We start from the raw sequence: 21,424 nt of genomic DNA on the forward strand, positions 1-21,424 counted from the left end.
AAGATCCATTACCTAGAACCTATCCCGGCCCCAAAACACTGTCGATGGGGACCGCTGCCCATGCACCACCGCCCATCGCGGAAGACCGCAACCAGGATGGGGCAGGGGGTCGATCCCAGGCGTTCCAGAGCCTAGCATGGCCTTATGTGCCGGAACATCCGAACCCTCCACAACTACGAACCGCACGCCACGTCCGAGGAGGTGCACGCCGCCGCCCTGCAGTACGTGCGCAAGATCAGCGGCAGCACCAAGCCTTCCAAGGCCAACGAGGCGGCCTTCAACGAGGCAGTGCACGAGATCGCCCATATCACTGCGCACCTTCTCGATGCGCTCGTGAGCCATGCGCCCGCCAAGGACCGGGAAACGGAGGCCGCGAAGGCCAAGGCCCGGGCTGCAGTGCGCTTCGGCGCTGCCTGACCGTAGTCCGCGCGGTTAGCGGCCGAAGCTGCGCAGCCGGAGCGAGTTCGCCACGACCAAGACGGAGCTCGCCGCCATCGCAGCGCCGGCAATCATCGGGTTGAGCAGGCCTAAAGCGGCGACGGGGATACCCACGGCGTTGTAGAAGAACGCCCAGAACAGGTTGGTCCTGATGGTAGCCAGGGTCCTGCGGGACAGCTCAATGGCCTGCGCCACCTGGCCCAGGTCATTGCCCATAACCGTGAGGTCCGCGGCCTCGATGGCCACGTCGGTGCCAGAACCCATGGCGATCCCTAGGTCAGCCTGCGCCAACGCGGCGGCATCGTTCACACCGTCCCCAGCCATGGCAACGATCGCTCCGTTGGCCTGCAGCTTCCGGACAGCGTCCACTTTTCCGGCCGGGAGAATTCCGGCATATACGTCATCGGGCGAAACGCCGACGGCGTCGGCCACCTGGGCGGCGACGGCGGCGTTATCGCCTGTCAGCAGGATGGGCCGGAGCCCCAGGCCCCTCAGCCGGGAGATGGCTGCCGCTGATCCCGGTTTGATGGTGTCCCGGAGGCTGATGACGCCCGCTGCGGTCCCGTCCACGGCCACCCAAATGGCAGTGGCACCGGATGCCTCGGTGGTTTGCAGGACCTCTTGCTGCGCGGGGGAGATCTGGACGCCGTTCTCGTGCAGCCACCCGGTGCGGCCGGCCAGCACCGGACGGCCCTCCACAGTGCCGGCCACTCCGCCGCCGGGCGCCGAACGGAACTGCTCGACGGCGGGAAGCCGCCCGCCGTCGTCGTCGTCCTGGCCCTCAGGGCTCCGGACGGAACCCCCCGTGGCAGGCATCCGGGCCGCGGCGGCCGAGACCTGGCCGAGGGCGGCGGCTGCAATGGCGTGGGCAATCGGGTGCTCGGACGCTGCCTCCACCGCGCCGGCGAGTCGCAGTACCTCGGAACGGGTGAACCCGTCGAAAGCTACGGTGTTGTCCACGGCCAGCCGGCCGGTGGTGACCGTCCCGGTCTTGTCCAGCAGGATAGTGTCCACGGTCCGGGTGTCCTCCAGCACCTGGGGCCCCTTGATCAGGATGCCCAGCTGCGCGCCGCGGCCGGTACCGGTGAGCAGTCCCACGGGCGTTGCCAGTCCCAGCGCACAGGGGCAGGCGATGACCAGGACCGCGACGGCGGCGGTGAAGGCGGCCCGCAGTTCGGCTTCACTGACGGAGGGTCCGGCGAGGAGCAACCATGCCGCGAAAGTGAGCACTGCGATGACCAGCACTACCGGGACGAAGACGGCGCTGATGCGGTCCGCGAGGCGGGCAATCGGTGCCTTGCCTGTCTGGGCCTGGGAAACCAGGCGCGCCATCTGGGCGAGGGTGGTTTCGGATCCTACCCGGGTTGCGCGAACCAGGAGCCGTCCCGAGGTGTTGATGGTGGCTCCGGTGACTTTACTGTCCGGGCCCACTTCCACCGGTACGGATTCACCCGTTACCAGGGACTCGTCCACCGCGGAACTGCCCTCGATGACCAAGCCGTCAGTGGCGATCTTTTCACCCGGCCGGACCACGATGACGTCACCCACCTGGAGCTCGTCGGCAGGGATCTTGGTTTCGCCGCTGTCCCGCAGGACCGTGGCGTCCTTGGCGCCCAGGTTCAGCAGGGCCCTGAGTGCGTCCCCGGCCCTCTGTTTGGCGTTGGCCTCCAGGAAGCGACCCAGGAGCAGGAACGTGGTGACGACGGCGGCCACCTCGAAGTAGAGGCCGCCGGGTTCCATCCCTTCCATCCCGGGGTGTTCGGTCATTCGGGGGTTGCTGAACAGCTGCCACGCTGAGAAGAGGTAGGCGGCAATGACGCCGAGGGACACCAGGGTGTCCATCGTTGACGCTAAGTGCCGGGCGTTGATAGCTGCTGCCCGGTGGAACGGCCACGCTGCCCAAGTGACCACGGGCAACGCCAGGGCTCCCGCCGCCCAGCCCCAGTGCGCGAACTGGAAGGCCGGGACCATGGAAATCAGGAAGACCGGCACCGTGAGGACGGCTGCCAGGATGAGGCGCGGCTTGAGCTGGGAGGCCGTGCCGCCGTGCTGCATGTGGTCGCCACCAGGCGTGGCGCCTTCGGTGCCATGGTCCGCGTGGTCATTTTGGGTGGCGCCACCTGAGACATCCTCGGCATGCTCGTGCGCATGGTGGCTGTGGGAGGGTGACTGGCGGATCCTTGCCTTGTAGCCTGCTGCTTCCACCGTGGCCGTAATCTGTTCGTCTGTGATGCCTGCGGGGACTTTCACGTGGGCGGATTCCAGGGGGAGGTTGACCGAGGCTTCCACGCCGTCGAGCTTGCCAAGCTTCTTCTCTACGCGGTTCACGCAGGAGGCGCAGGTCATGCCCTCGATCTCAAGGTCAACCACCCGGCTCCCGGGCTGGTGGGGATGTTCAGTGCTCACGGAGCGTCCTCTGATCAGTGGTGCACTCAGGCATCGTTGGCTACCACCAGGTATCCGGCCTCGGCCACGGCCTCGCCAATTTCCGATGGTGACAGTTCCTGGCTGGAGGTAATGGTGACCGTGGAAATACCACCGGCATTGAGGTCCACGTCCACGGCTTCGACCCCGGCGAGGGATTCAAGTTCTTCGCTGACCGACGAGACACAGTGGCCGCAGGTCATACCCGAAACACTGACGGTGGTGGAGGTGGTGCTCATGGGGGCTCCTTAGGGTGGACCGGCTGGTGGCCGGTAAATGGTGGTTTAGCGAAGCAGGCGCCCGATGGCGTCGGCGGCTTCCTTGACTTTGATGTCGATCGCTTCGGCGCGGAGTTCGGGATCGGGCTCGGAGGCGGCTCCCACGACGCAGTGGCCGATATGCTCCTCCACAAGCCCGAGGCTGACGGCGTGAAGGGCCTTGGTCACGGCGGAAACCTGAGTCAGGATGTCGATGCAGTACTTGTCCTCGTCAACCATCCGGGCGATGCCGCGCACCTGTCCCTCGATGCGCTTGAGCCGGCGAAGGTAGGCCTCTTTGTTGCCGGTATAGCCATGCTCCGTCGCGGAATCCGTGCCATGGGCCAGCTCTGCGACAACTTCTTCCGGTACGTTCATAAAACCCAAGGTATACCCCATGGGGGTATAGCACAAGTACCCCTGGGGGGTATTGAGAAGGGCGGCTTAGGTGAGTGCCGTTGCCAGATGCCCGGGAAAAGGGCAACAAAAAGCTCCGGAGTGCGTTATTGGGGGATACGCACTCCGGAGCAGCTTTTGGGCAGTTTACCCATCCAGTCCATCGGGCTGGATCGGTCTGCTTGAACCAGCTTACTTGCCGGTAAGGCGGTCCGCCACCACCTCGAATAACTACTTTCACTTTATTATTCCGGGGCGCCGCAGCCATGGCGTTCTGCGGCAGCTGCGGCCTTATCCGGCGTCCTCGTGGGCGGGCATCCGGTATGGAACCACCAGTACGGGCCTGCTCTGGTGATGGCTGAGCCACGAGGCCACGGAGCCGCTGAGCGCCTCAGAAATCCGGTGCGCGAGTCCCCGTTCGGAGGTCCCCACAATGATCATGGGAGCGTTGGTCTCTGCCGCGAGCCGGGCGAGGGCGCGTGCAGGATCGCCGGCCAAGGTGCGGAGGGTCCAAATGATGGGAGGGTCTCCGGCGGTGGAGACGGCGTCGTCAATGACCGCCCTGATTTCCATTGTCACGGCACGGACGTCCTCGTCATCCTTGTCAGGATGGAGGGACAGCCTGTGCGCGGAGCGGGCCGGATCCCATTCGACCAAGTAGCTCGCCTCGTCTACGTACGCGCAGAGCAAAGGGGCAGAGAGCCGCACCGCGAGTTGGGTCGCGGTACGGAGGACCTCGGGGTGCTGATCAGGGATAACACCCACCAGCAGGGGAGGCGGACCGCTGAATCGTTCTGGCGTCATAAGCTCATTCTCTGCCCGGCGGGTGTGCTTGAACAGTGTCCGGGAGTTCGTTCCTAGGCTGGCGAGGCGGAGACCACCACGTTCTTCCCCCACGGATCTTCCGTGTAGCAACTGATCAGCACCAGCCTGCTGGGCACCATGTCCCAGATGGGGCTGTCCTTGAGTGTGGCCTTGAGGTACGTGGTCACAGTGTCCACGCGATACCGGATAGTTCCGGTGGCGGTGACTACCTCGAACTCGTCGCCCACTGCTGCCGCGGAGCTGAGGTGGTTAAACGGGGCATCCTGGCCTTCCCAGCTGTGGCCAATGACGTAAGTGGTGTTGTTCGATCCGTTTCCCGGCACACCGAAGGGTGTTAGCCAGTAACCATCCATGGTGGTGGGCGGCACGATTGTCTGGCTCTCGACGGCGGTGCTGTCCGGCGCCAGTGGATGTACGGCTGTGTCCATCGCAGCTTTCGGATAGACGACCCGCAGCGGCGGCGAAGCAGCCGGGAGGACGGGACCTGCGGCTACGGGCGCGGCAGTTGGTGCGTGGGTGGGAGAGGACGGCAGGCCAGAAACGGCCAGGGGCAATGGCAGTTCGATCGACGACGTTCCCGCCGAGTGCACAGTGCCGGTTGTTCCGGGCGCAGCGGCCCCATGCTGGTCCAGCAGCGGCCCGCCAAACGTGAAGGAAAAGAAACCCAGAACACCGCAGGCAAGGATGGCCAGGTCGGCGCGGTTCCAGCCGCGGCGCCGTTTCGCCAGTTCGTGCCTGCCGGTTTGCTTTGCCACGATGCTCCTTAGGCTTTTCGAAAATCTGCTTACAGGAAGGGCGCCCCGCCTTGGGTTGGCGGGGCGCCCTGCAGGTCAGTTCGGCCCAGTCCGAACTGGTGCTAGCCTGCTTCTGCCGCCAGGGACCTGCGGCGGACAGCAACCACTGCGCCTGCGCCCAGCATCACGGCCAGGCCCGCTAGCCACGTAGGAGCACTTTCAGTTCCGCCCACTGCCGTCTGGGCGTTGAAGCCGCGGTTGGTGCCTTGGCTGACGGCCTGCGCCCCGGTGGTTACCGGCGTCTGTACGGTTGCCGGTGCCACGGGGGTCTGTGCTGTTGGGGTCACGGTGGTTACCGGCGTCTGGACAACACCCGGTGTCTGCACCACGGGCGTCTCCACGACGGCGGGCGGGTCCACCACGACGACCGGCGTCTCCACGACACCGGGCGGGTCGACGACGACGACGGGTGGGTCGACGACGACGACGGGCGGGTCGACGACGACTGGTGGGTCCACCACGACAACCGGTGGGTCGACGACGACTGGTGGGTCCACCACGACGACGGGTGGGTCGACGACGACTGGTGGGTCCACAACGACGACGGGTGGGTCCACCGGCGGATAGACCGGAGGCTCCTCGCCCGGCGGCAACGGCGCGCAGTTGGCGATGTAGATAATCTTTCCGGCGTTCGTCCAGTTCAGGCCGCCCGGTATGGACGCATTCGGCGGGATGATGTCGGTGGCATGTCCGTCGTGGCCGTTGAGACCATTCACGTTGAATTGAATCGCATCCCAGCCGGTCCCGGTTTCTGAACCGTCGTGGCAGACGATGACCATGTTTGGAGCAGCGATTGCTGGTGCTGTCAGGCTGATCAGCCCTAGCCCTATGACCCCCAGTGTTGCAGCGGTACGTTTCATTGTTTTCTCCCCAGTGTGTGTGAAACGGACCATGATGAGGGGGAGTAGCGGTGACTCTGAGTGCCCCAGCAGCACGGTCAGCTTGCTTGTCACTTCAGGCTAGGGTGGCCCCAAGAGGCAGTCGCGAGTAGCGGGTACTCGACTTTAAAGGCCGCTGAACTGCGGCGATACCTGCTACTACGCGGAAGCCGTGGGAATACTACTTGTTCCCTCCGCACGGAACTGGCTTCGTGGACTGGCACCCTTGAACGTGGACATGCCCGCGCCTAACGTATGAGTCATACGAAAGGGCGTGACGGGCATGGAAATTTACATGTGGTGGCTGGACTTGGACCTTGCCTCCAAGGAATGGCTCCGGGAAAACCTGCGTGCGGAGGAGCTGCCCCTCCCAGTGCTGCAGGGCATCGCCGAAGCGGGTGGACCCCACCCTGAGAATCCCGTCTCGGTGCTCACTGAAGCGGACTGGGATTTCATCGAGACCCAGTCCGAGTTCGTGGACTAACGCCGCCGGACTAAGAGCCGGCCCTGTCGAAAACCGTTGCGGCCTTCCGGCCGGAGTGGTTGCATGGGGTGCATGGCATCCACAGAGAGCTTTGTCCTGGCGATCGGAACCAAAAAGGGCCTGTGGCTGGCCACCAGCCAAGACAGGCAACAGTGGTCCTTCTCCGGCCCGCACTTCTTGATGAGCGAAATTCCCAGCATTGGCATCGACACCCGAAACGGCCGCACCCGGATCATGGTGGGGGTCCGGTCCGAGCATTGGGGGCCTACCGTGGCCCACTCCGATGACCTCGGCGCCACCTGGTCCGAGCCCGAACAGGGGGCCATCACCTTCCCCGAAGACACCGGAGCCGCCGTCGAGCGTATCTGGCAGATCTATCCGGACGCAGAGTCGCGGCCCGGAGTGGTCTGGGCAGGCGCCGAACCCATTTCCGTGTGGAAATCCACTGACGGCGGCGAACACTTCGAGCTGAACCGCGGGCTGTGGGACCACCCGCACCGCAGTGAGTGGGGCGCCGGCTACGGGGGCGCCGCCGCCCATTCGATCGTGGTCAACCCCGCGGGTGACAACGTCCATATCGCCATGAGTACCGGCGGCGTATACCGCTCGCTCGACGGCGGAGCGTCCTGGGAGGCCAGGAACAAGGGTATTTCGGCCTACTTCATGCCGGACCCCAACCCGGAATTCGGCCAGTGTGTGCACAAGATCGCTGCGGATGCCGCCGTCGAAGGCCGCCTCTACGCCCAAAATCACCACGGCGTGTACCGTACGGACGATAACGGCGAGCACTGGGAATCCATCGCGGAGGGGCTGCCTGCGGACTTTGGCTTTGTGATGCTCACACACCCCCGGCGGGAGGGGACTGCCTGGGTGGTGCCGCTAAAGGCCGACGGCGAACGTATCCCTCCCGAAGGAAAGCTTGCAATGCACCGCACGGACGACGCCGGAGCCACCTGGAAGCGCCTCTCCACCGGACTGCCCGAGGGGGAATACAACAGCGTGCTCCGGGACGCCGCGTGCGTGGACTCCGCCGAGCCGGTGGGTGTCTACTTCGGGACCCGCGGCGGCGCGGTGTACGCCAGCGCGGATGAGGGGGAGACATTTACGGAAGTTGCCAGCCATCTTCCGGATGTTCTGTGTGTCCGCGCCGCCCTGGTGGCGGGAGCAGGGCTGCCGGAGTCGCGTGTTCCGGAAACGGCGGCGTCCCAGGGTGCCTGATATCCGCCTGGTGCTGCCCAGCATCCTGCAGCCCTTGGCCGGCGGGCAGTCCATCCTGACTGCGCCCGCCGAAGGCTCGATGACGGTGCGGAAGCTTTTGGACTCGGTAGCCGGGGATTACCCCGTGCTTGCGAGGCGCCTGCGGGACGAGACCGGTGCCTTGCGCAGGTACGTGAACGTCTACGTGAACGGCGACGAGGTGCGCAGGCTCCAAGGCCTGGAAACTGAGGTGACGGACGGTCAGGAAGTTCTGATTATCCAGTCGGTGGCCGGCGGCTAAACCGGCTTGGCTCCATGACGGCGGGCAGTCCTGACTGACTGCGCCCGCCGTCGTGGTGCTGTTTGAGTGGCACGAACGTTCCTGGTCAGGCGATGCGCCACACGCTGCATTCGTCGGTATTGATTGCTTTGCGCATTCCTGTGTGGCGGTCCATGATCCAGACGACTCCGATGCCCGGAGCCGTTTCCTGGACGCTTCCACGGCGGATCACAACGTCGTCGTAGCTGGGCCCAACCGAGAGACGGGCTTCGATTTCATCGCCGCGGTGGAGCTGGTCCAGGGCGCGGACCCGGGTGACATGGGCTTTGACTTCCTTCAACATGGCTGGGGCCTCCTGGACTGGAGCTGGACGCCTGCGCTTGCCGGCACTTCCAGTGTGGCGGGGCATTGTTGCGCCCGCGTTTCCTGACGGTTAGGAGCCGGTTAGATCCCCGCGCCGGGCCCGTTTCCGCGTCCACCAGCCGATCCAGTGGCGGCGTGCCTAAGGTGGTGGCATGGAGATCATGGACGGGATCTGGACTGCCGTGCTGGGCGCCGCGGCGGTGGCACCCCTGGCCACGTTCGGGGTGGTCCTGGTGGCCTACCTGACGTACCGGCAGAAGTCGCACGCGGACCGGCGCGACCAATGGTGGAAGCGCGCCCAGTGGGGCATCGACTCGGCCCTGAGCGATGCTGATCCTCAGCGGCGGCTGGCGGGGATTAAAGTCCTGGTGCAACTTATCGGCAGCGACCTCGCCACGGCTGAAGACGCCGAGCTGATGAGTGCGCTGGCCGTTGGCATCCAGGACCAGGAACTGGACCGCCTGGCCTCCCTGGAAGGCGTCCCAGGGGTCCGTCCCGGAGCCGGCCAGCGCCCGGACAGTGACGTGCCGCTGCCCTCCCGGAATATTGCGGTGCCGGTGGGGTCGGCGGCGGCGGCCCACATCCTGCGGGAGGCTGAGAAGCTTATTGCCGCCGCGAAGGAGCGCTCAAACCAGACCTGACTCCCGCGGTCAGTCCGCCACACTGCTGCGGTAGGTCGCCAGGAACGTGGAGATCCTCCGCACGGCTTCCTCGATGTCCAGGACGGAGGGGAGGATCACAAAGCGGAAGTGGTCCGGAGCGGGCCAATTGAAGGCCGAGCCGTGGGACACCAGGATCTTTTGGTCCTGGAGGAGGTCCAGGACGAACTGCTCATCACTCCTGATCGGGTAAAGCTCCGGGTCCAGACGGGGAAACAGGTACATGGCTCCCGCCGCAGGGACGCACGTGACGCCGGGGATGGCCGTGAGGAGCTTGTACGCCAGATCGCGTTGGTCGCGCAGCCTGCCGCCCGGCTTCACCAGCGCCTCGATGCTTTGGTAGCCGCCCAGGCACGTCTGGATTGCATGCTGGGCCGGAACGTTGGGGCACAGGCGCAGCGAGGCAAGGAGCTCAAGTCCCTCGCGGTAGTCGGCAGTGGCGGCGTGCGGTCCAGTGACCGCCACCCAGCCTGCCCGGTACCCCGGCATGCGGTACGCCTTGGACAAACCGCTGAAGGTCAGGACGCACACGTCTTCGGCCACGGAGGCTGTGTGGATGTGGGTAGCGTCCTCGTAAAGCACCTTCTCGTAGATCTCGTCCGAGAACAGGACCAGGTTGTGCTTCCGGGCCAGCGCAGCAAACTGTTCCAGGATGTGCCGCGGGTAGACAGCACCGGTGGGGTTGTTCGGGTTGATGATCACGATCCCCTTGGTGCGGTTGGTGATCTTTGCCTCGACATCGGCCATGTCCGGCCACCAGTGCTCAGCCTCATCGCAGAGATAGTGCACCGGCTTGCCTCCGGTGAGGGTCACCGCGGCCGTCCACAGGGGGTAGTCGGGGGCTGGGACCAGGATCTCATCGCCGTTTTCCATAAACGCCTGCAGGCACATGGAAATGAGCTCACTGACACCGTTCCCGATGAAAATGTCCTCCACGCCGATCTGCATGAGGCCACGGGTCTGGTAGTACTGCGAGATGGCCGTCCGGGCGGAGAAGATCCCCTTGGAATCGCTGTAGCCCTGGGCGTCCCGCAGGTGGTGGATCATGTCCACCACCACTGACTCCGGCGCCTCCATGCCGAACGGTGCGGTGTCCCCGAGATTCATCTTGAGGATCCGGTGCCCCTCGGCCTCCATGACCTTGGCCGCCTGGAGGATGGGCCCGCGGAGTTCATACCGGACGTTCTGGAGTTTGCTGGAGTGTTGCATAGGGCGCATGGTTGATCTTTTCATAATGGGGGCCATTGACCGCAGTACCTGCGGGAACCAGACTTTCACTGAGCCCGTATCCCGCCGCGCCGCGTCCCAGGAGGAAGCCATGACCAGCCAGGAAATCCAGTCGGAAACGGCCCGCCGAGCGGGACGGGAATGGTTCAAAAGCGCCGTGGTCTACCAGATCTACCCGCGCAGCTTCGCCGATTCCGACGGCGACGGCGTGGGCGACCTCCGCGGCATCATCGGGCGGCTTGACTACCTCCAGGACCTTGGCATCGACGTCCTCTGGCTGTCCCCGGTTTACCGCTCGCCGCAGGACGACAACGGCTACGACATCAGCGACTACCGTGACATCGATCCGGTGTTCGGGGACCTCGACACCCTGGACGAACTGCTGGACGGCCTCCACGCCCGCGGCATGAAGCTGGTGATGGACCTGGTGGTCAACCACACTTCCGACGAGCATCCGTGGTTTGCCGAGTCCCGCTCCTCCCGGGACAACCCAAAACGGGACTGGTACTGGTGGCGCGCCCCGCGGGACGGCGCGGAGCCGGGTGTGCCGGGGGCCGAGCCCAACAACTGGGGTTCGGCGTTCTCCGGCCCGGCGTGGGAGTACGACGCCGCCAGCGGCGAGTACTACCTGCACCTTTTTTCGAAGAAGCAGCCGGACCTGAACTGGGAAAACCCCGAGGTCCGGGCCGCCGTCTACGACATGATGAACTGGTGGCTGGACCGCGGTGTGGACGGTTTCCGGATGGACGTCATCAACTTCATCTCCAAGGACCCTTCCCTGCCGGACGGGCCGCGGGCTGACGGCATGCTCTACGGCGACGGCGGCCCGCATTACATCTGCGGTCCGCGGATCCACGAGTTCCTCCAGGAGATGCACCAGGAGGTCTTCGAAGGCCGGGATAAGGACCTGCTGACCGTGGGCGAAATGCCTGGCGTCACCGTGGAGGACGCCGTCCTGTTCACCGACCCCGCCCGGGCGGAGGTTGACATGGTCTTCCAGTTTGAGCACGTGGCCCTGGACCAGGAGGGCGGCAACAAATGGCGGCCCAGGAAGCTCCGGCTCACCGACCTGAAGAAGTCACTGGGCCGCTGGCAGGAGGCGCTGGGGGAGCGCGGGTGGAACAGCCTCTACTGGGGCAACCATGACCAGGCCCGGGCCGTGTCCCGCTTCGGCGACGACGGCCAATACCGTGACGTGTCCGCCAAGATGCTGGCTGCCGTCCTCCACCTGCACCGTGGCACGCCGTATGTCTACCAGGGCGAGGAGTTGGGCATGACCAACATGACCTTCGGCGCCATCAGTGACTACCGTGACATCGAGGTACTCAACCACCACCGCGAGGCCACCACGCACCTCGGCCACACCGATGCCGAGGTGCTGGCCGCCCTGGCACCACTGAACCGGGACAACGCCCGCACCCCCGTCCAATGGGACGCAACCCGCCACGGCGGCTTCACCACCGGGGCGCCGTGGATCGCAGTGAATCCCAACGCCAACACGATTAACGCTGCCGCGCAGGTGGACGACCCGGACTCCGTGTACAGCTTCTACCGCAGGGTGATCGGCCTGCGCCACACGGACCCCGTGGTGGCCTATGGAGATTTCACTATGCTGCTGCCCGACGACGAACACGTCTATGCCTTCACGCGGTCGCTGCCGGACGCCGAACTGCTGGTACTGGGCAACTTCTCCGGTTCAGACCAAATGGCCGACGTCGGCGACCCCACATGGGCGGACGCTGCCCAAGTCCTGGGGAACTACCCACCCGACGGCGGTCCGGAGTTGCGGCCCTGGGAAGTGAGGGTCCTGCGCCGGGAACTTTAGGTCCACACCTGTCAGCTGCCGAGGAGCTGCCACACGGGCAGGGCGCCAGTCTGCTCAGGGCGCCAGCCGGTCGCCCGGCTGCTGCACGCGGAACCACCGGTAGCCGTAACGGCCCAGCTCCACGCTGAAGCCGCCGTCGGGCTCCAGCGGCACGTTGTCGCCGTCGAGCACGTCCAGCAAGGTGGCCCCCCTAAACGCCCGCTTCGGCCCGTCCTCAGGCCCCACCTTGCCGGTGACCTTGACCGTGCTGGTGCCGAAGTTGTGCAGCAGCACCATGGTGGCCCCGTCCGAGACGCATGTGTGGGCGAAGACGCCAGGCTCAGCCTGGTCGATCACTGCGAACTCGCCCCAGCCGAGCTCCGGGGATTCGCGGTAGCGCTGGATCAGCTTGGCCATGAAGTTCCAGAGGGAATCCGGGTCCCGTTTGGCGGCGGAGGCGTTGACGTTCGCCGGACCGTACTCGCCGCGGGCCAGCGGGACCACGAGGTCGGACGCCTTGGCGCTTGAGAATCCGCCGTTCCTGGTGCTGTTCCACTGCATGGGCGTGCGAACCGCGGCGCGGCTCTTCTGCCGCAAGTCCTCCCCCATGCCGATTTCCTCGCCGTAGAACAGGACAGGGGTGCCGGGAAGGGAGAACATCAGCGAGTACACCATCCTGATCCTTTCGGCGTCACCGCCGAGCATGGGTGGCAGCCTGCGGCGGAGCCCGCGCCCGTAGATCTGCATGTTCTTCTCAGGGCCGAAGGCAGCAAAGACCTCCTGGCGCTCGGCGTCATTGAGCTTGTCCAGGGTCAGTTCATCGTGGTTGCGCACGAACATCGCCCACTGATTGTCGGGGTGCAGCGGCGGGCGGCTCTTAAGGTTCTCGGTCAGCGGCCGGGCATCCTGGCGGGCCAGGGACAGGTAAAGGTGCTGCATAGTCATGAAGTCGAACTGCATGTTCAGCTCGTTGCCCTCGGCCCCGCCGAAGTATTCAAGCTGCTCCTTGTAGGGGAGGTTGACCTCGCCGAGCATCACGGCGCTGCCGTTGCGGCGGCCCAGGAAGCTGCGCAGCGCGCTGAGGTATTCGTGCGGATCGCGGTTGGCGGCCTCGTCCTTGGGCTGGCCCCGCGTTTCGAGGAAGAACGGCACGGCGTCCAGCCTGAATCCGTCCAGGCCCAGTTCAAGCCAGAGACCCATGGCTTTGGCGATCTCGTTGCGGACCTTGGGGTTTGTCACGTTCAGGTCCGGCTGGTGTTCGGCGAACATGTGCAGATACCACTCGCCGGTGGGTTCATCCTTGGTCCAGAGGGAGGTCTGCTCACCGGGGAAAACCACCTCGGAGGAGGTGTCCGGCGGAGTGTCGCTCCGCCACACGAAGTAGTCCCGATACGGGTTGTCCTTGGACTTCCGGGCCTCAACGAACCAAGGGTGCTGGTTAGAGGTGTGGTTGACCACGAAGTCAGCGATGACGCGCATTCCCCGGTCCTTGGCGCTGCGGATGAACTCGACGAGGTCGCCCATAGTGCCCAGCCGGGAATCCACCGTGAAGAAATCCGTCACGTCATATCCGTCGTCGCGGTCCGGTGACGGGTAGAACGGCATCAGCCAGATGCACGTCACGCCCAAGGCAGAGAGGTAGTCCACCCGCTGCGTGAGGCCGGCGAAATCACCGGTGCCGTCGCCGTCGTCGTCGAAGAAAGTCTCGACGTCCAGGCAGTAGATCACGGCGTTTTTCCACCAGAGGTCCGAGGTCTCGGCGATCCTCACAGCCTGGCCTCCAGCGGGTCCGTAACGGCCGCCGGGCGCAGCTGCGGCAGCACGTCGGCGCCGAACGTATCGATGAACGGCGCCTGCTCCTGCCCCACAAAGTGCAAGTACAAATCGTCGAAACCCAGGTCAACGTACCCGGCCAGCCACTCCGCGTGCCGGTCCAGGCTGGCGGAGATATTCACCGACTTCCGGACCTGGTCCTCACCGACGTGGCCGCTGACGCCGTCGAAATGGGCCGCAGTGGGGAGGTCCCACGGCACGGGAGGGGCGAAGGTGTTGGTCCTCCACTGGTCCAGCGCTGTGGCCACGGCGTCCTCCTCGCGCGGCGCCCACGACAGGTGCACCTGCAGGACCGCTTTGCCCTGGCCCCCGTTGTCCCGGTACGCGGCCAGCATGTGTTTCAGCTTGTCCGCCGGCTGGTTGACCGTCACCAGACCGTCCGCCCAGGCTGCGGCACGGCGGGCGGTCTCCACGCTGATGGCAGGGGCGATCAGCGGAGGCGGAGGTTCCGGCACGTCCCAGATCCGGGCCTGCTCTACGGTCACCAGCCCGTGGTGGGTGACCTCCTCGCCGCGGTGCAGGCGCCGGATGATGTCCACGCACTCCTCAAGCCGGCGCTGGCGGGTCTCCTTGGGCGGCCAGGCATCGCCCGTGACGTGCTCGTTCATGTTCTCGCCGCTGCCCGGCGCCAGCCAGAACCGGCCCGGGAACATGCCCGCCAGGGTGGCCGAGGCATGCGCGGTGATGGCGGGGTGATAGCGCTGGCCCGGGGCGGTGACGACACCAAAGCGCAGGCTTGTGGTGGCCAGAGCCGCACCCAGCCAGGACCAGGCGAAGCCAGAGTGGCCCTGCCGGGCAGACCATGGCTCAATGTGGTCCGAGCACATGGCGGCGTCGAAACCCGCCTGCTCCGCGTGCTGGACGTCCTCAAGGAGCTGGCGGGGACTGATCTGTTCATGCGAGGCGTGAAAGCCGACGGTGACCATCGTTAAGGTCTACAGGTCCGCGGCGCATGGTGTCGAGGCTTTCAGCTGGGCTGTTCCTGGACCGGGCCTACCGCTGGCGCGGCCGCCGGGCAAGAATGGGGCCTATGAAACTTCCTGTGATGCCGCCCGTCCCGCCGATGCTCGCGAAAGCCGTCAGTGGATTTGGTGGTGTCCCGCAGGGGCGTGCCCTGAGCTATGAACCCAAGTGGGACGGCTTCCGGTCCATCATTTTCCGGGACGGCGACGAGGTGGAGATCGGCAGCAGGAACGAGAAACCCATGACACGGTACTTCCCCGAGGTGGTGGAAGCGCTGAAGGCCAACCTGCCTCCGCGTTGCGTGCTCGATGGTGAGATCGTCCTGGTGGGCCGGTCGGGGGACCGGCTGGACTTCGACGCCCTGCAGCAGCGTATCCATCCGGCGGCAAGCCGGGTGAAACTCCTTTCGGAGCAGACGCCGGCGAAGTTCGTCGCCTTTGACCTGCTGGCACTCGGAGACGAGGACTACACCGGCCGGCCGTTCTCCGAGCGTCGGGCCGCCCTGGAGAAGGCGCTCGCCGGCAGCAGCGCGCCAATCCACGTCACCGCCGCCACCCAGGACAGGGCAGTCGCCGAGCAATGGTTCCAGCAGTTCGAGGGCGCGGGGCTGGACGGCATCGTGGCCAAGCACCTTGACAGCAGCTACCAGCCGGACAAGCGCGTGATGTTCAAGGTCAAGCACGAACGCACGGCGGACTGCGTGGTGGCCGGCTACCGGCTGCACAAGAGTGGACCGGATGCGATCGGCTCGCTCCTGCTCGGGCTGTACAAGGACGACGGCGCACTGGCCAGTGTGGGTGTGATCGGCGCCTTCCCCATGAAGCGCCGCCAGGAACTGTTCGCCGAGCTCCAGCCACTGGTCACCGACTTTGAGGGGCATCCCTGGGCCTGGGCCAAGCAGGAGGAAGGCGAAAGGACGCCGCGGAACGCCGAAGGCAGCCGGTGGAGTGCGGGCAAGGACCTGTCCTTCGTGCCCCTGCGCCCCGAGTTGGTGGTGGAGGTCAGGTACGACCATATGGAAGGTGAAAGGTTCCGGCACACCGCACAGTTCAACCGGTGGCGGCCGGACCGGGATCCCGGGTCATGCACCTTCGAACAGCTCGAAGAGCCGGTTAACTTCGACCTTGCCGAGGTGCTTCAAACCGGGCGGCCCTGACTCTCCGGCCACCCGCCGACGTACTTTTGCTGCCGGAGTGGCCCATTTATCACCAGGGAAAGCCCGCCATTTGGGGGAATGGCGGGCTTTCCGGTATCAAAAGTGGGCTGGTGCGTTACTTAAGGCCGAGCTGCTTGGTGGGAACCCGGAAGGTTTCCTTGGCCGTCAGCGCGGAGACCGCAGCGACGGAGCAGATGATGGCTGTGAAGATGCTGATCTGCACCCAGCCGCCGGGCTTGATGCCGCCCATGGCTGCCACGATCGCCGGGGCAAAGCCAGCCATCAGGAAGCCCAGCTGCGTGCCGATCGCCAGGCCGGAGAAGCGGACCTTTGTGCTGAACATTTCGGCGTAGAAGGACGGCCAGACGGCGTTGGAGGCAGCGTAGCCGCAGGAGAAGAACCCGATGGCTGCGAGGAACATCAGCGGGACGCTGCCGGATTCCAGGCTGAGCAGGAAGACCGGGGTAAGGATGGCGCTGGAGAGTGCGCCGTAGATGAAGACGGGCTTGCGGCCGATCTTGTCGGCGAGCTTGCCGAAAAGGGGCTGCGTGCCCAGGGCCACAAGGTTGGCGCCCACCACGAGCCACAACGTGGTGGTGCCGTCCACGCCGGCGACGGTCTTTGCGTAGCTGATGGCCAGCGTGCCGAACACGGTGGAGACGGCGGCAATGAAAGCGCAGCAGATGACCCGGAGGACGTCGCGCCAGTGTGCTTTGAGGAGGTCGGCGACGGGGAGCTTGGAGATCTGGGCGGTCTTCTGGGCTTCCTCGAAGGCGGGCGGTTCGTGCAGCGTGCGGCGGATAAAGAACGCAACAACAACCACGACGGCGCTGAGCCAGAACGGGACGCGCCAGCCGATGCCGTACTTGATCTCATCCGGGAGGGCCAGGACGGGGATGAAGACGAGGGCGGCGAGGATCTGGCCGCCCTGGGTGCCCGTGAGGGTCCAGGAGGTAAAGAAGGAGCGCTGGTTGTCAGGGGCGTGCTCCAGCGTCATGGAGGAGGCCCCTGCCTGCTCGCCCGCGGCGGAGAGGCCCTGGCACAGCCGGGCAAGGACCAGCAGGGCCGGAGCCCACCAGCCAACAGTGTTGAAGTCCGGCAGGCAGCCGATCAGGAAGGTGGAGGCACCCATCAGCAGGAGGGTGAACATCAGGACCTTCCGCCGGCCCACCCGGTCACCGAAGTGGCCGAGGATGACGGCGCCCACCGGGCGGGCCACGTAGGCGAAGCCGAAGGTGGCGAAGGACATGATGGCCGCGTTCGCGTCAGCATTCGGGAAGAAGACCGTGGGGAAGATCAGGGCGGCGGCGGAACCGAAGATGAAGAAGTCGTAGTATTCGACGGCGCTGCCCAGGAAGCTTGCGAGGGCTGCCTTCTTCGGCGTCCCGGCCGGGGCAGCGATGCCTGGCTCGGCGGACGGAAGTATCTGGCTCATGGAGTTCCTTTGATGTGACGACATTGTCGCGGATGGATCAGGGGCTGGCCGACGGCGCGGCCTGGGATGGAGGCTTCGGTGCGGCACGGCTGGAGTTGCGGGGGAACCCGGACAGTAGCCACATGGTGGGAGCTACTTGTGCGATATAGCAATGATGACTGTGAGGGTGGTCACCTGTCAAGAAAATAATCACCATCTAGAAATAGTTACCACCATGTGGCAATATCAGGTTATGAGTGTGAACCAAACCACAGTGGGCGATGACATGGCCGCCGAATCAAAAGCCGAGTCAAAGGCGGCCAAGGGCGACCGGACGGACATGGTGGGCAAGGCGCTGGGCCTCCTGGTCCTCCTGGGGGATGAACCCCGCGGCGCCAGTGCTGCGGAGATCTCCCGGCGTGCGGACCTTCCCTTCAGCACCACGTACCGCCTTCTGGGTTCGCTCACGCGGGACGGCTTTGTGGACTATGAAGCGGATGGGCGCCGCTACCATCTGGGGCTGCGCATCTTCCAGCTGGGCCAGCGGGTGTCCAACCATCACGGTTTCGCCGGTACGGCCATGCCCGTGCTCCGGCGGGTGACCGCGCAGACGGGTGAGGCCACCATCCTCAGTGTCCGCGACGGCCACCACCACCTGACGGTGAACAAGGTTGACGGTCCGCAGATGTTCCGGGTGACCAGCGATCCCGGCCACCTCGGCTCCCTTCACACCACGGCCGTGGGCAAGGCGCTGGTGGCATTTGCGGAGGACGCGGAGCGTGAACGCCTGCTGGAGGAGCTGGATCTCGAGCCTCTCACCGAGCGCTCCATCACGGACCGTGACGTCTTTCGCGCCGAGATAGACAAAGTCCGGCGCCAGGGGTTCGCGGTGATGGATGAGGAGAACGAGACCGGCATGCGTGCCGTGGCGGTCCCCCTCTTCAACTCCCAGGGCCACGCCTTCGCGTCCCTGGCCACAGCCGTTCCGGTCTTCCGCCTGAGCCTGGAAGCTCTCATAGCCCACGTGCCCCTGCTGCAGGAGGCGGCGGCCGAGCTCTCCGCCCGGCTCCCGCAGCGTTAGTCAATGTTCGCATCTCGAACAAGCGTGCGAGATATGAACAAATGTTGTACTGTAATCCCTAACATCGGACTTGCCGCGCCTGCCTTGGCCTGCGCGCCCGCCCGGTGCCGTTATCAAAGGAGCTGCACGGATGAGTAATCGAACTGAGTCCTACCTGGTGGGACTGGTCGGCGATGGCGTGACGCCGTCACTCACCCCCCACATGCACGAACGCGAAGGCGACGTGCAGGGACTGCGCTATCTGTACCGCCCTATTGACCTGCTGGAACTCGGCCTTCCCGGCGAGTCCGTGGGCCACCTGCTGCAGAGCGCCCGCAGCCTCGGATTCAACGGCCTGAACATTACCCACCCCTGCAAGCAGCTGGTGCTGCAGCACCTCGATGAGGTTTCGCCGGACGCCCTCCGGCTCGGTGCCGTCAACACTGTGGTGATCGAGGACGGCCGGTTCATAGGCCATAACACCGACTTCTCCGGCTTCGGCGCCGCGCTCGCCTCCGGCCTCCCGGGCGCGAAGCTGGACCGGGTGGTCCAGCTCGGTGCCGGCGGTGCGGGTTCCGCCGTCGCTTATGCCCTGCTCGCCGCCGGCGTGAAGGCCCTGGACCTGGTGGACGTGGACACCGCACGCGGCACTGCGAAAGCCGAGGAACTGGCTGGCTTCTTCCCTGACAGCGCCGTCACAGCACGGACGACGGCGGAGCTGCCGCAGCTTTTGCCCCTCGCCGACGGCCTGGTGCACTGCACCCCCGTAGGAATGGCGGCACACCCGGGTGTCCCGCTTGACCTTGACCTGCTCGAAGCCCGGCACTGGGTGGCGGACATCGTTTACCGCCCCATCGACACCGAACTGGTCCGCGGCGCCCGGGCCAGGGGCTGCGACGTCCTGGACGGCGGCCGCATGGCCGTGGGCCAGGCGGCGGATGCCTTCCGGATCTTCACCGGACTGGCAGCGGACGCCGATAGGATGCGGTCGCACTTCCTGGAGCTCGTGGCAGCGGAAGAGGTGGCCGCCTGATGCGCACCGGAATCGCCACCGTCTGCCTCTCCGGGACGCTGATGGAGAAGATGCAGGCCTGTGCCATCGCAGGCTTCGACGGCATCGAAATCTTCGAACAGGACCTGGTCACGTCACCGCTGACGCCTGAGGACGTGCGCAAGATGGCAGCGGACCTGGGCCTGACCTTGGACCTCTACCAGCCGTTCCGCGATTTCGACAGCGTGTCCGAGGACCTCCTGGCAGCCAACCTCCGCCGTGCTGACGCCAAGTTCAGGCTCATGGACCGCCTGGGCATGGACACCGTCCTGGTCTGTTCCAACGTTGCCACCGCCAGCATAGACAGCGACGACCTTCGGACCGAGCAGCTGGGCCTGCTGGCCGACCTCGCGGGCCAGCACGGCGTCAAGGTTGCCTACGAAGCATTGGCGTGGGGCAAGTATGTCAGCGACTACGAACACGCCCACCGGCTCGTGGAGGCCGTGGACCACCCGAACCTGGGTACCTGCCTGGACTCCTTCCATATCCTGTCCCGCGACTGGGACACCGCGCCCATTGAGGCCTTCAACCCGGACAAGATCTTCTTCGTCCAGGTGGCGGACGCCCCCAAGCTTTCCATGGACGTGCTGTCCTGGAGCCGGCACTACCGGGTGTTCCCGGGTGAGGGCCAGTTTGAGCTCGCCAAGTTCATGGGACACGTGGTCCGCGCGGGCTATGCCGGCCCGGTGTCACTGGAAATTTTCAACGATGTCTTCCGCCAGTCGGACGTGGAGCGCACTGCCGTGGACGGCATGCGGTCGCTGATCTGGCTGGAGGAGCAGAGCGCCAAGTGGCTGGACGCCAACGCTCCCGTTCTTTCCAGCACCGCCACCGGTGGCGAGGCCGGCACCCAAGCCCCGATCCGCCGTCGTTATCCCATGGAACTGGCCACCCTCCCCCAGGTGGCAGAACCGGCCGGGTACAACTTTGCCGAGGTCAAAGCTGCCGATACCGCCGGGCTCGAAACCCTCCTGGGCCAGCTGGGCTTCGAGTTCAACGGCCGCCACCGCACCAAGGATGTCCAGCTCTGGACCATGGGCCACGCCCGGGTGATCATCAACGAAGCCGGCCCCGGGTCCGGGGATGATTCGCCGGCGATCGCGGCCCTTGGCTTCGACGTCGATTCGCCCGTGATTGCTTCCGCCCGGGCACAGCAGCTCAAGGCTCCTGCAGTGCCGCGCAAGAGCCAGGCCAACGAGGAAGTGTTCCAGGGCTTCGCCGCCCCGGACTCCACCGAGATCTTCCTGTGCCAGGGCAGCCCGGACGGGACAGCGGCCTGGACCAGCGAATTCGGCGAGGGGCTGGAAGTGCCCACAGCGGCCGCTACCGCCGTGATCGACCACGTGAACCTGGCCCAGCCCTGGCAGCACTTCGACGAAGCAGTCCTCTTTTACACCAGCGCCCTGGCCCTGGCACCGCAGCCGTTCGCCGAGGTGCCCAGCCCCACCGGCCTGGTCCGATCCCAGGTGATGCTCACCGAAAGCCGCGCCGTGCGCCTGGTGCTGAACCTTGCCCCGCTGATGCAGCAGGATGGCGCCTCGGACGCTCTGGACTCCGACAGCGGGAGAACCGGTACGCGCAGGACCTACCAGGAACACATCGCGTTCGCCGTGGACGACCTCGTGGCCACTGCGCGGGATTGCAAAGCCCGCGGTCTGGAGTTCCTGGAGATCCCGGCAAACTATTACGAGGACCTCGACGCGCGGTTCGGCCTGGCGCCGGAGTTCCTGGCCACCCTGCAGGAACTGAACCTCCTCTACGACCGCGACGCCGACGGTGAGTTCCTGCACTTCTACACCGCCACCGTGGGGAGCGTGTTTTTCGAAATGGTGGAACGCCGCGGAAGCTATGACGGCTACGGCGCGCCCAACGCCCCCGTCCGGCATGCGGTGCAGTACGACCACCAGCAGCGGCGCTGACA

At 65.6% G+C, this 21,424-nt stretch carries 21 protein-coding genes; 10 read left to right on the forward strand and 11 right to left on the reverse strand.

Features of this window, described 5'->3' with window-relative positions:
- The first annotated feature begins 144 nt into the window (after positions 1–144).
- On the forward strand, positions 145–417 hold the full coding sequence (locus V9L18_RS18550; protein ID WP_337348627.1) for a DUF2277 domain-containing protein: 273 nt from the start codon (positions 145–147) through the stop codon (positions 415–417).
- A gap of 15 nt (positions 418–432) precedes the next feature.
- Here the strand turns inward: V9L18_RS18550 and V9L18_RS18555 are convergent, their stop codons facing one another.
- From V9L18_RS18555 to V9L18_RS18580, 6 genes are all read right to left on the reverse strand, one after another.
- Positions 433–2,784, reverse strand: coding sequence for a heavy metal translocating P-type ATPase (locus V9L18_RS18555; RefSeq protein ID WP_443197974.1), 2,352 nt, complete (start codon positions 2,782–2,784; stop codon positions 433–435).
- Positions 2,785–2,870: 86 nt separating this feature from the next.
- Positions 2,871–3,101, reverse strand: a complete 231-nt coding sequence (locus V9L18_RS18560; protein WP_337348629.1) for a heavy-metal-associated domain-containing protein — start codon at positions 3,099–3,101, stop codon at positions 2,871–2,873.
- Positions 3,102–3,146: 45 nt separating this feature from the next.
- Entirely contained in the window at positions 3,147–3,497 is a 351-nt protein-coding gene (locus V9L18_RS18565; protein WP_337348630.1) for a metal-sensitive transcriptional regulator, read from the reverse strand.
- A 309-nt stretch (positions 3,498–3,806) separates the two neighbouring features.
- Positions 3,807–4,319: a universal stress protein gene (locus tag V9L18_RS18570; protein ID WP_337348631.1), complete on the reverse strand. Its 513-nt coding sequence runs from the start codon at positions 4,317–4,319 to the stop codon at positions 3,807–3,809.
- Positions 4,320–4,372: 53 nt separating this feature from the next.
- Positions 4,373–5,095, reverse strand: coding sequence for a class F sortase (locus V9L18_RS18575; protein ID WP_337348632.1), 723 nt, complete (start codon positions 5,093–5,095; stop codon positions 4,373–4,375).
- A gap of 101 nt (positions 5,096–5,196) precedes the next feature.
- Positions 5,197–5,994, reverse strand: coding sequence for a hypothetical protein (locus V9L18_RS18580; protein WP_337348633.1), 798 nt, complete (start codon positions 5,992–5,994; stop codon positions 5,197–5,199).
- A gap of 301 nt (positions 5,995–6,295) precedes the next feature.
- On the opposite strand from V9L18_RS18580, the gene V9L18_RS18585 reads away from it, so the two are divergent.
- The 3 genes from V9L18_RS18585 to V9L18_RS18595 all read left to right on the forward strand — a co-directional run bounded on the left by V9L18_RS18585 (position 6,296) and on the right by V9L18_RS18595 (position 7,994).
- Positions 6,296–6,496 carry a hypothetical protein gene (locus tag V9L18_RS18585; protein ID WP_337348634.1) on the forward strand — a complete coding sequence of 67 codons (201 nt, stop codon included), beginning with the start codon at positions 6,296–6,298 and terminating at the stop codon, positions 6,494–6,496.
- 63 nt (positions 6,497–6,559) lie between these two features.
- On the forward strand, positions 6,560–7,714 hold the full coding sequence (locus V9L18_RS18590; protein WP_337348635.1) for a WD40/YVTN/BNR-like repeat-containing protein: 1,155 nt from the start codon (positions 6,560–6,562) through the stop codon (positions 7,712–7,714).
- Positions 7,707–7,994, forward strand: a complete 288-nt coding sequence (locus tag V9L18_RS18595) for a MoaD/ThiS family protein (RefSeq protein WP_337348636.1) — start codon at positions 7,707–7,709, stop codon at positions 7,992–7,994. The genes V9L18_RS18590 and V9L18_RS18595 overlap by 8 nt, the downstream gene beginning before the upstream one ends.
- An 85-nt stretch (positions 7,995–8,079) precedes the next feature.
- Here V9L18_RS18595 and V9L18_RS18600 read toward each other — a convergent pair whose 3' ends face one another.
- Positions 8,080–8,316: a hypothetical protein gene (locus tag V9L18_RS18600; protein WP_131131975.1), complete on the reverse strand. Its 237-nt coding sequence runs from the start codon at positions 8,314–8,316 to the stop codon at positions 8,080–8,082.
- A gap of 172 nt (positions 8,317–8,488) precedes the next feature.
- Here V9L18_RS18600 and V9L18_RS18605 point away from each other — a divergent pair, with 172 nt between their 5' ends.
- The gene (locus tag V9L18_RS18605) at positions 8,489–8,977 is read left to right on the forward strand and encodes a hypothetical protein (RefSeq protein ID WP_337348637.1); all 489 of its coding nucleotides are present in this window, start codon (positions 8,489–8,491) and stop codon (positions 8,975–8,977) included.
- Positions 8,978–8,986: 9 nt separating this feature from the next.
- On the opposite strand, the gene V9L18_RS18610 is transcribed toward V9L18_RS18605, so the two are convergent.
- Positions 8,987–10,213 carry a pyridoxal phosphate-dependent aminotransferase gene (locus tag V9L18_RS18610; RefSeq protein ID WP_337348638.1) on the reverse strand — a complete coding sequence of 409 codons (1,227 nt, stop codon included), beginning with the start codon at positions 10,211–10,213 and terminating at the stop codon, positions 8,987–8,989.
- Between the two features lie 100 nt (positions 10,214–10,313).
- Between V9L18_RS18610 and V9L18_RS18615 the strand changes: the two genes are divergently transcribed.
- Complete coding sequence (locus V9L18_RS18615) at positions 10,314–12,047, forward strand: glycoside hydrolase family 13 protein (RefSeq protein WP_337348639.1); 1,734 nt, start codon at positions 10,314–10,316, stop codon at positions 12,045–12,047.
- Between the two features lie 54 nt (positions 12,048–12,101).
- Here the strand turns inward: V9L18_RS18615 and V9L18_RS18620 are convergent, their stop codons facing one another.
- The gene (locus tag V9L18_RS18620) at positions 12,102–13,796 is read right to left on the reverse strand and encodes an alpha-amylase family protein (RefSeq protein WP_337348640.1); all 1,695 of its coding nucleotides are present in this window, start codon (positions 13,794–13,796) and stop codon (positions 12,102–12,104) included.
- Positions 13,793–14,785, reverse strand: coding sequence for a TIGR03885 family FMN-dependent LLM class oxidoreductase (locus V9L18_RS18625; protein ID WP_337348641.1), 993 nt, complete (start codon positions 14,783–14,785; stop codon positions 13,793–13,795). Before V9L18_RS18625 ends, V9L18_RS18620 begins: the two co-directional genes overlap by 4 nt.
- A 104-nt stretch (positions 14,786–14,889) precedes the next feature.
- Here V9L18_RS18625 and V9L18_RS18630 point away from each other — a divergent pair, with 104 nt between their 5' ends.
- On the forward strand, positions 14,890–15,978 hold the full coding sequence (locus V9L18_RS18630) for an ATP-dependent DNA ligase (RefSeq protein WP_337348642.1): 1,089 nt from the start codon (positions 14,890–14,892) through the stop codon (positions 15,976–15,978).
- Between the two features lie 115 nt (positions 15,979–16,093).
- Here the strand turns inward: V9L18_RS18630 and V9L18_RS18635 are convergent, their stop codons facing one another.
- Positions 16,094–17,413, reverse strand: a complete 1,320-nt coding sequence (locus V9L18_RS18635; RefSeq protein ID WP_337348643.1) for an MFS transporter — start codon at positions 17,411–17,413, stop codon at positions 16,094–16,096.
- A 232-nt stretch (positions 17,414–17,645) separates the two neighbouring features.
- On the opposite strand from V9L18_RS18635, the gene V9L18_RS18640 reads away from it, so the two are divergent.
- The 3 genes from V9L18_RS18640 to V9L18_RS18650 all read left to right on the forward strand — a co-directional run bounded on the left by V9L18_RS18640 (position 17,646) and on the right by V9L18_RS18650 (position 21,422).
- Positions 17,646–18,473, forward strand: a complete 828-nt coding sequence (locus V9L18_RS18640) for an IclR family transcriptional regulator (RefSeq protein WP_443197973.1) — start codon at positions 17,646–17,648, stop codon at positions 18,471–18,473.
- A 130-nt stretch (positions 18,474–18,603) separates the two neighbouring features.
- On the forward strand, positions 18,604–19,485 hold the full coding sequence (locus V9L18_RS18645; RefSeq protein WP_337348644.1) for a shikimate dehydrogenase: 882 nt from the start codon (positions 18,604–18,606) through the stop codon (positions 19,483–19,485).
- Positions 19,485–21,422, forward strand: coding sequence for a bifunctional sugar phosphate isomerase/epimerase/4-hydroxyphenylpyruvate dioxygenase family protein (locus V9L18_RS18650; RefSeq protein WP_337348645.1), 1,938 nt, complete (start codon positions 19,485–19,487; stop codon positions 21,420–21,422). The genes V9L18_RS18645 and V9L18_RS18650 overlap by 1 nt, the downstream gene beginning before the upstream one ends.
- The last annotated feature ends 2 nt before the right edge of the window (positions 21,423–21,424 follow it).

It is taken from the genome of Pseudarthrobacter sp. CCNWLW217, from assembly GCF_037203985.1.
Taxonomy (GTDB): Bacteria; Actinomycetota; Actinomycetes; order Actinomycetales; family Micrococcaceae; genus Arthrobacter.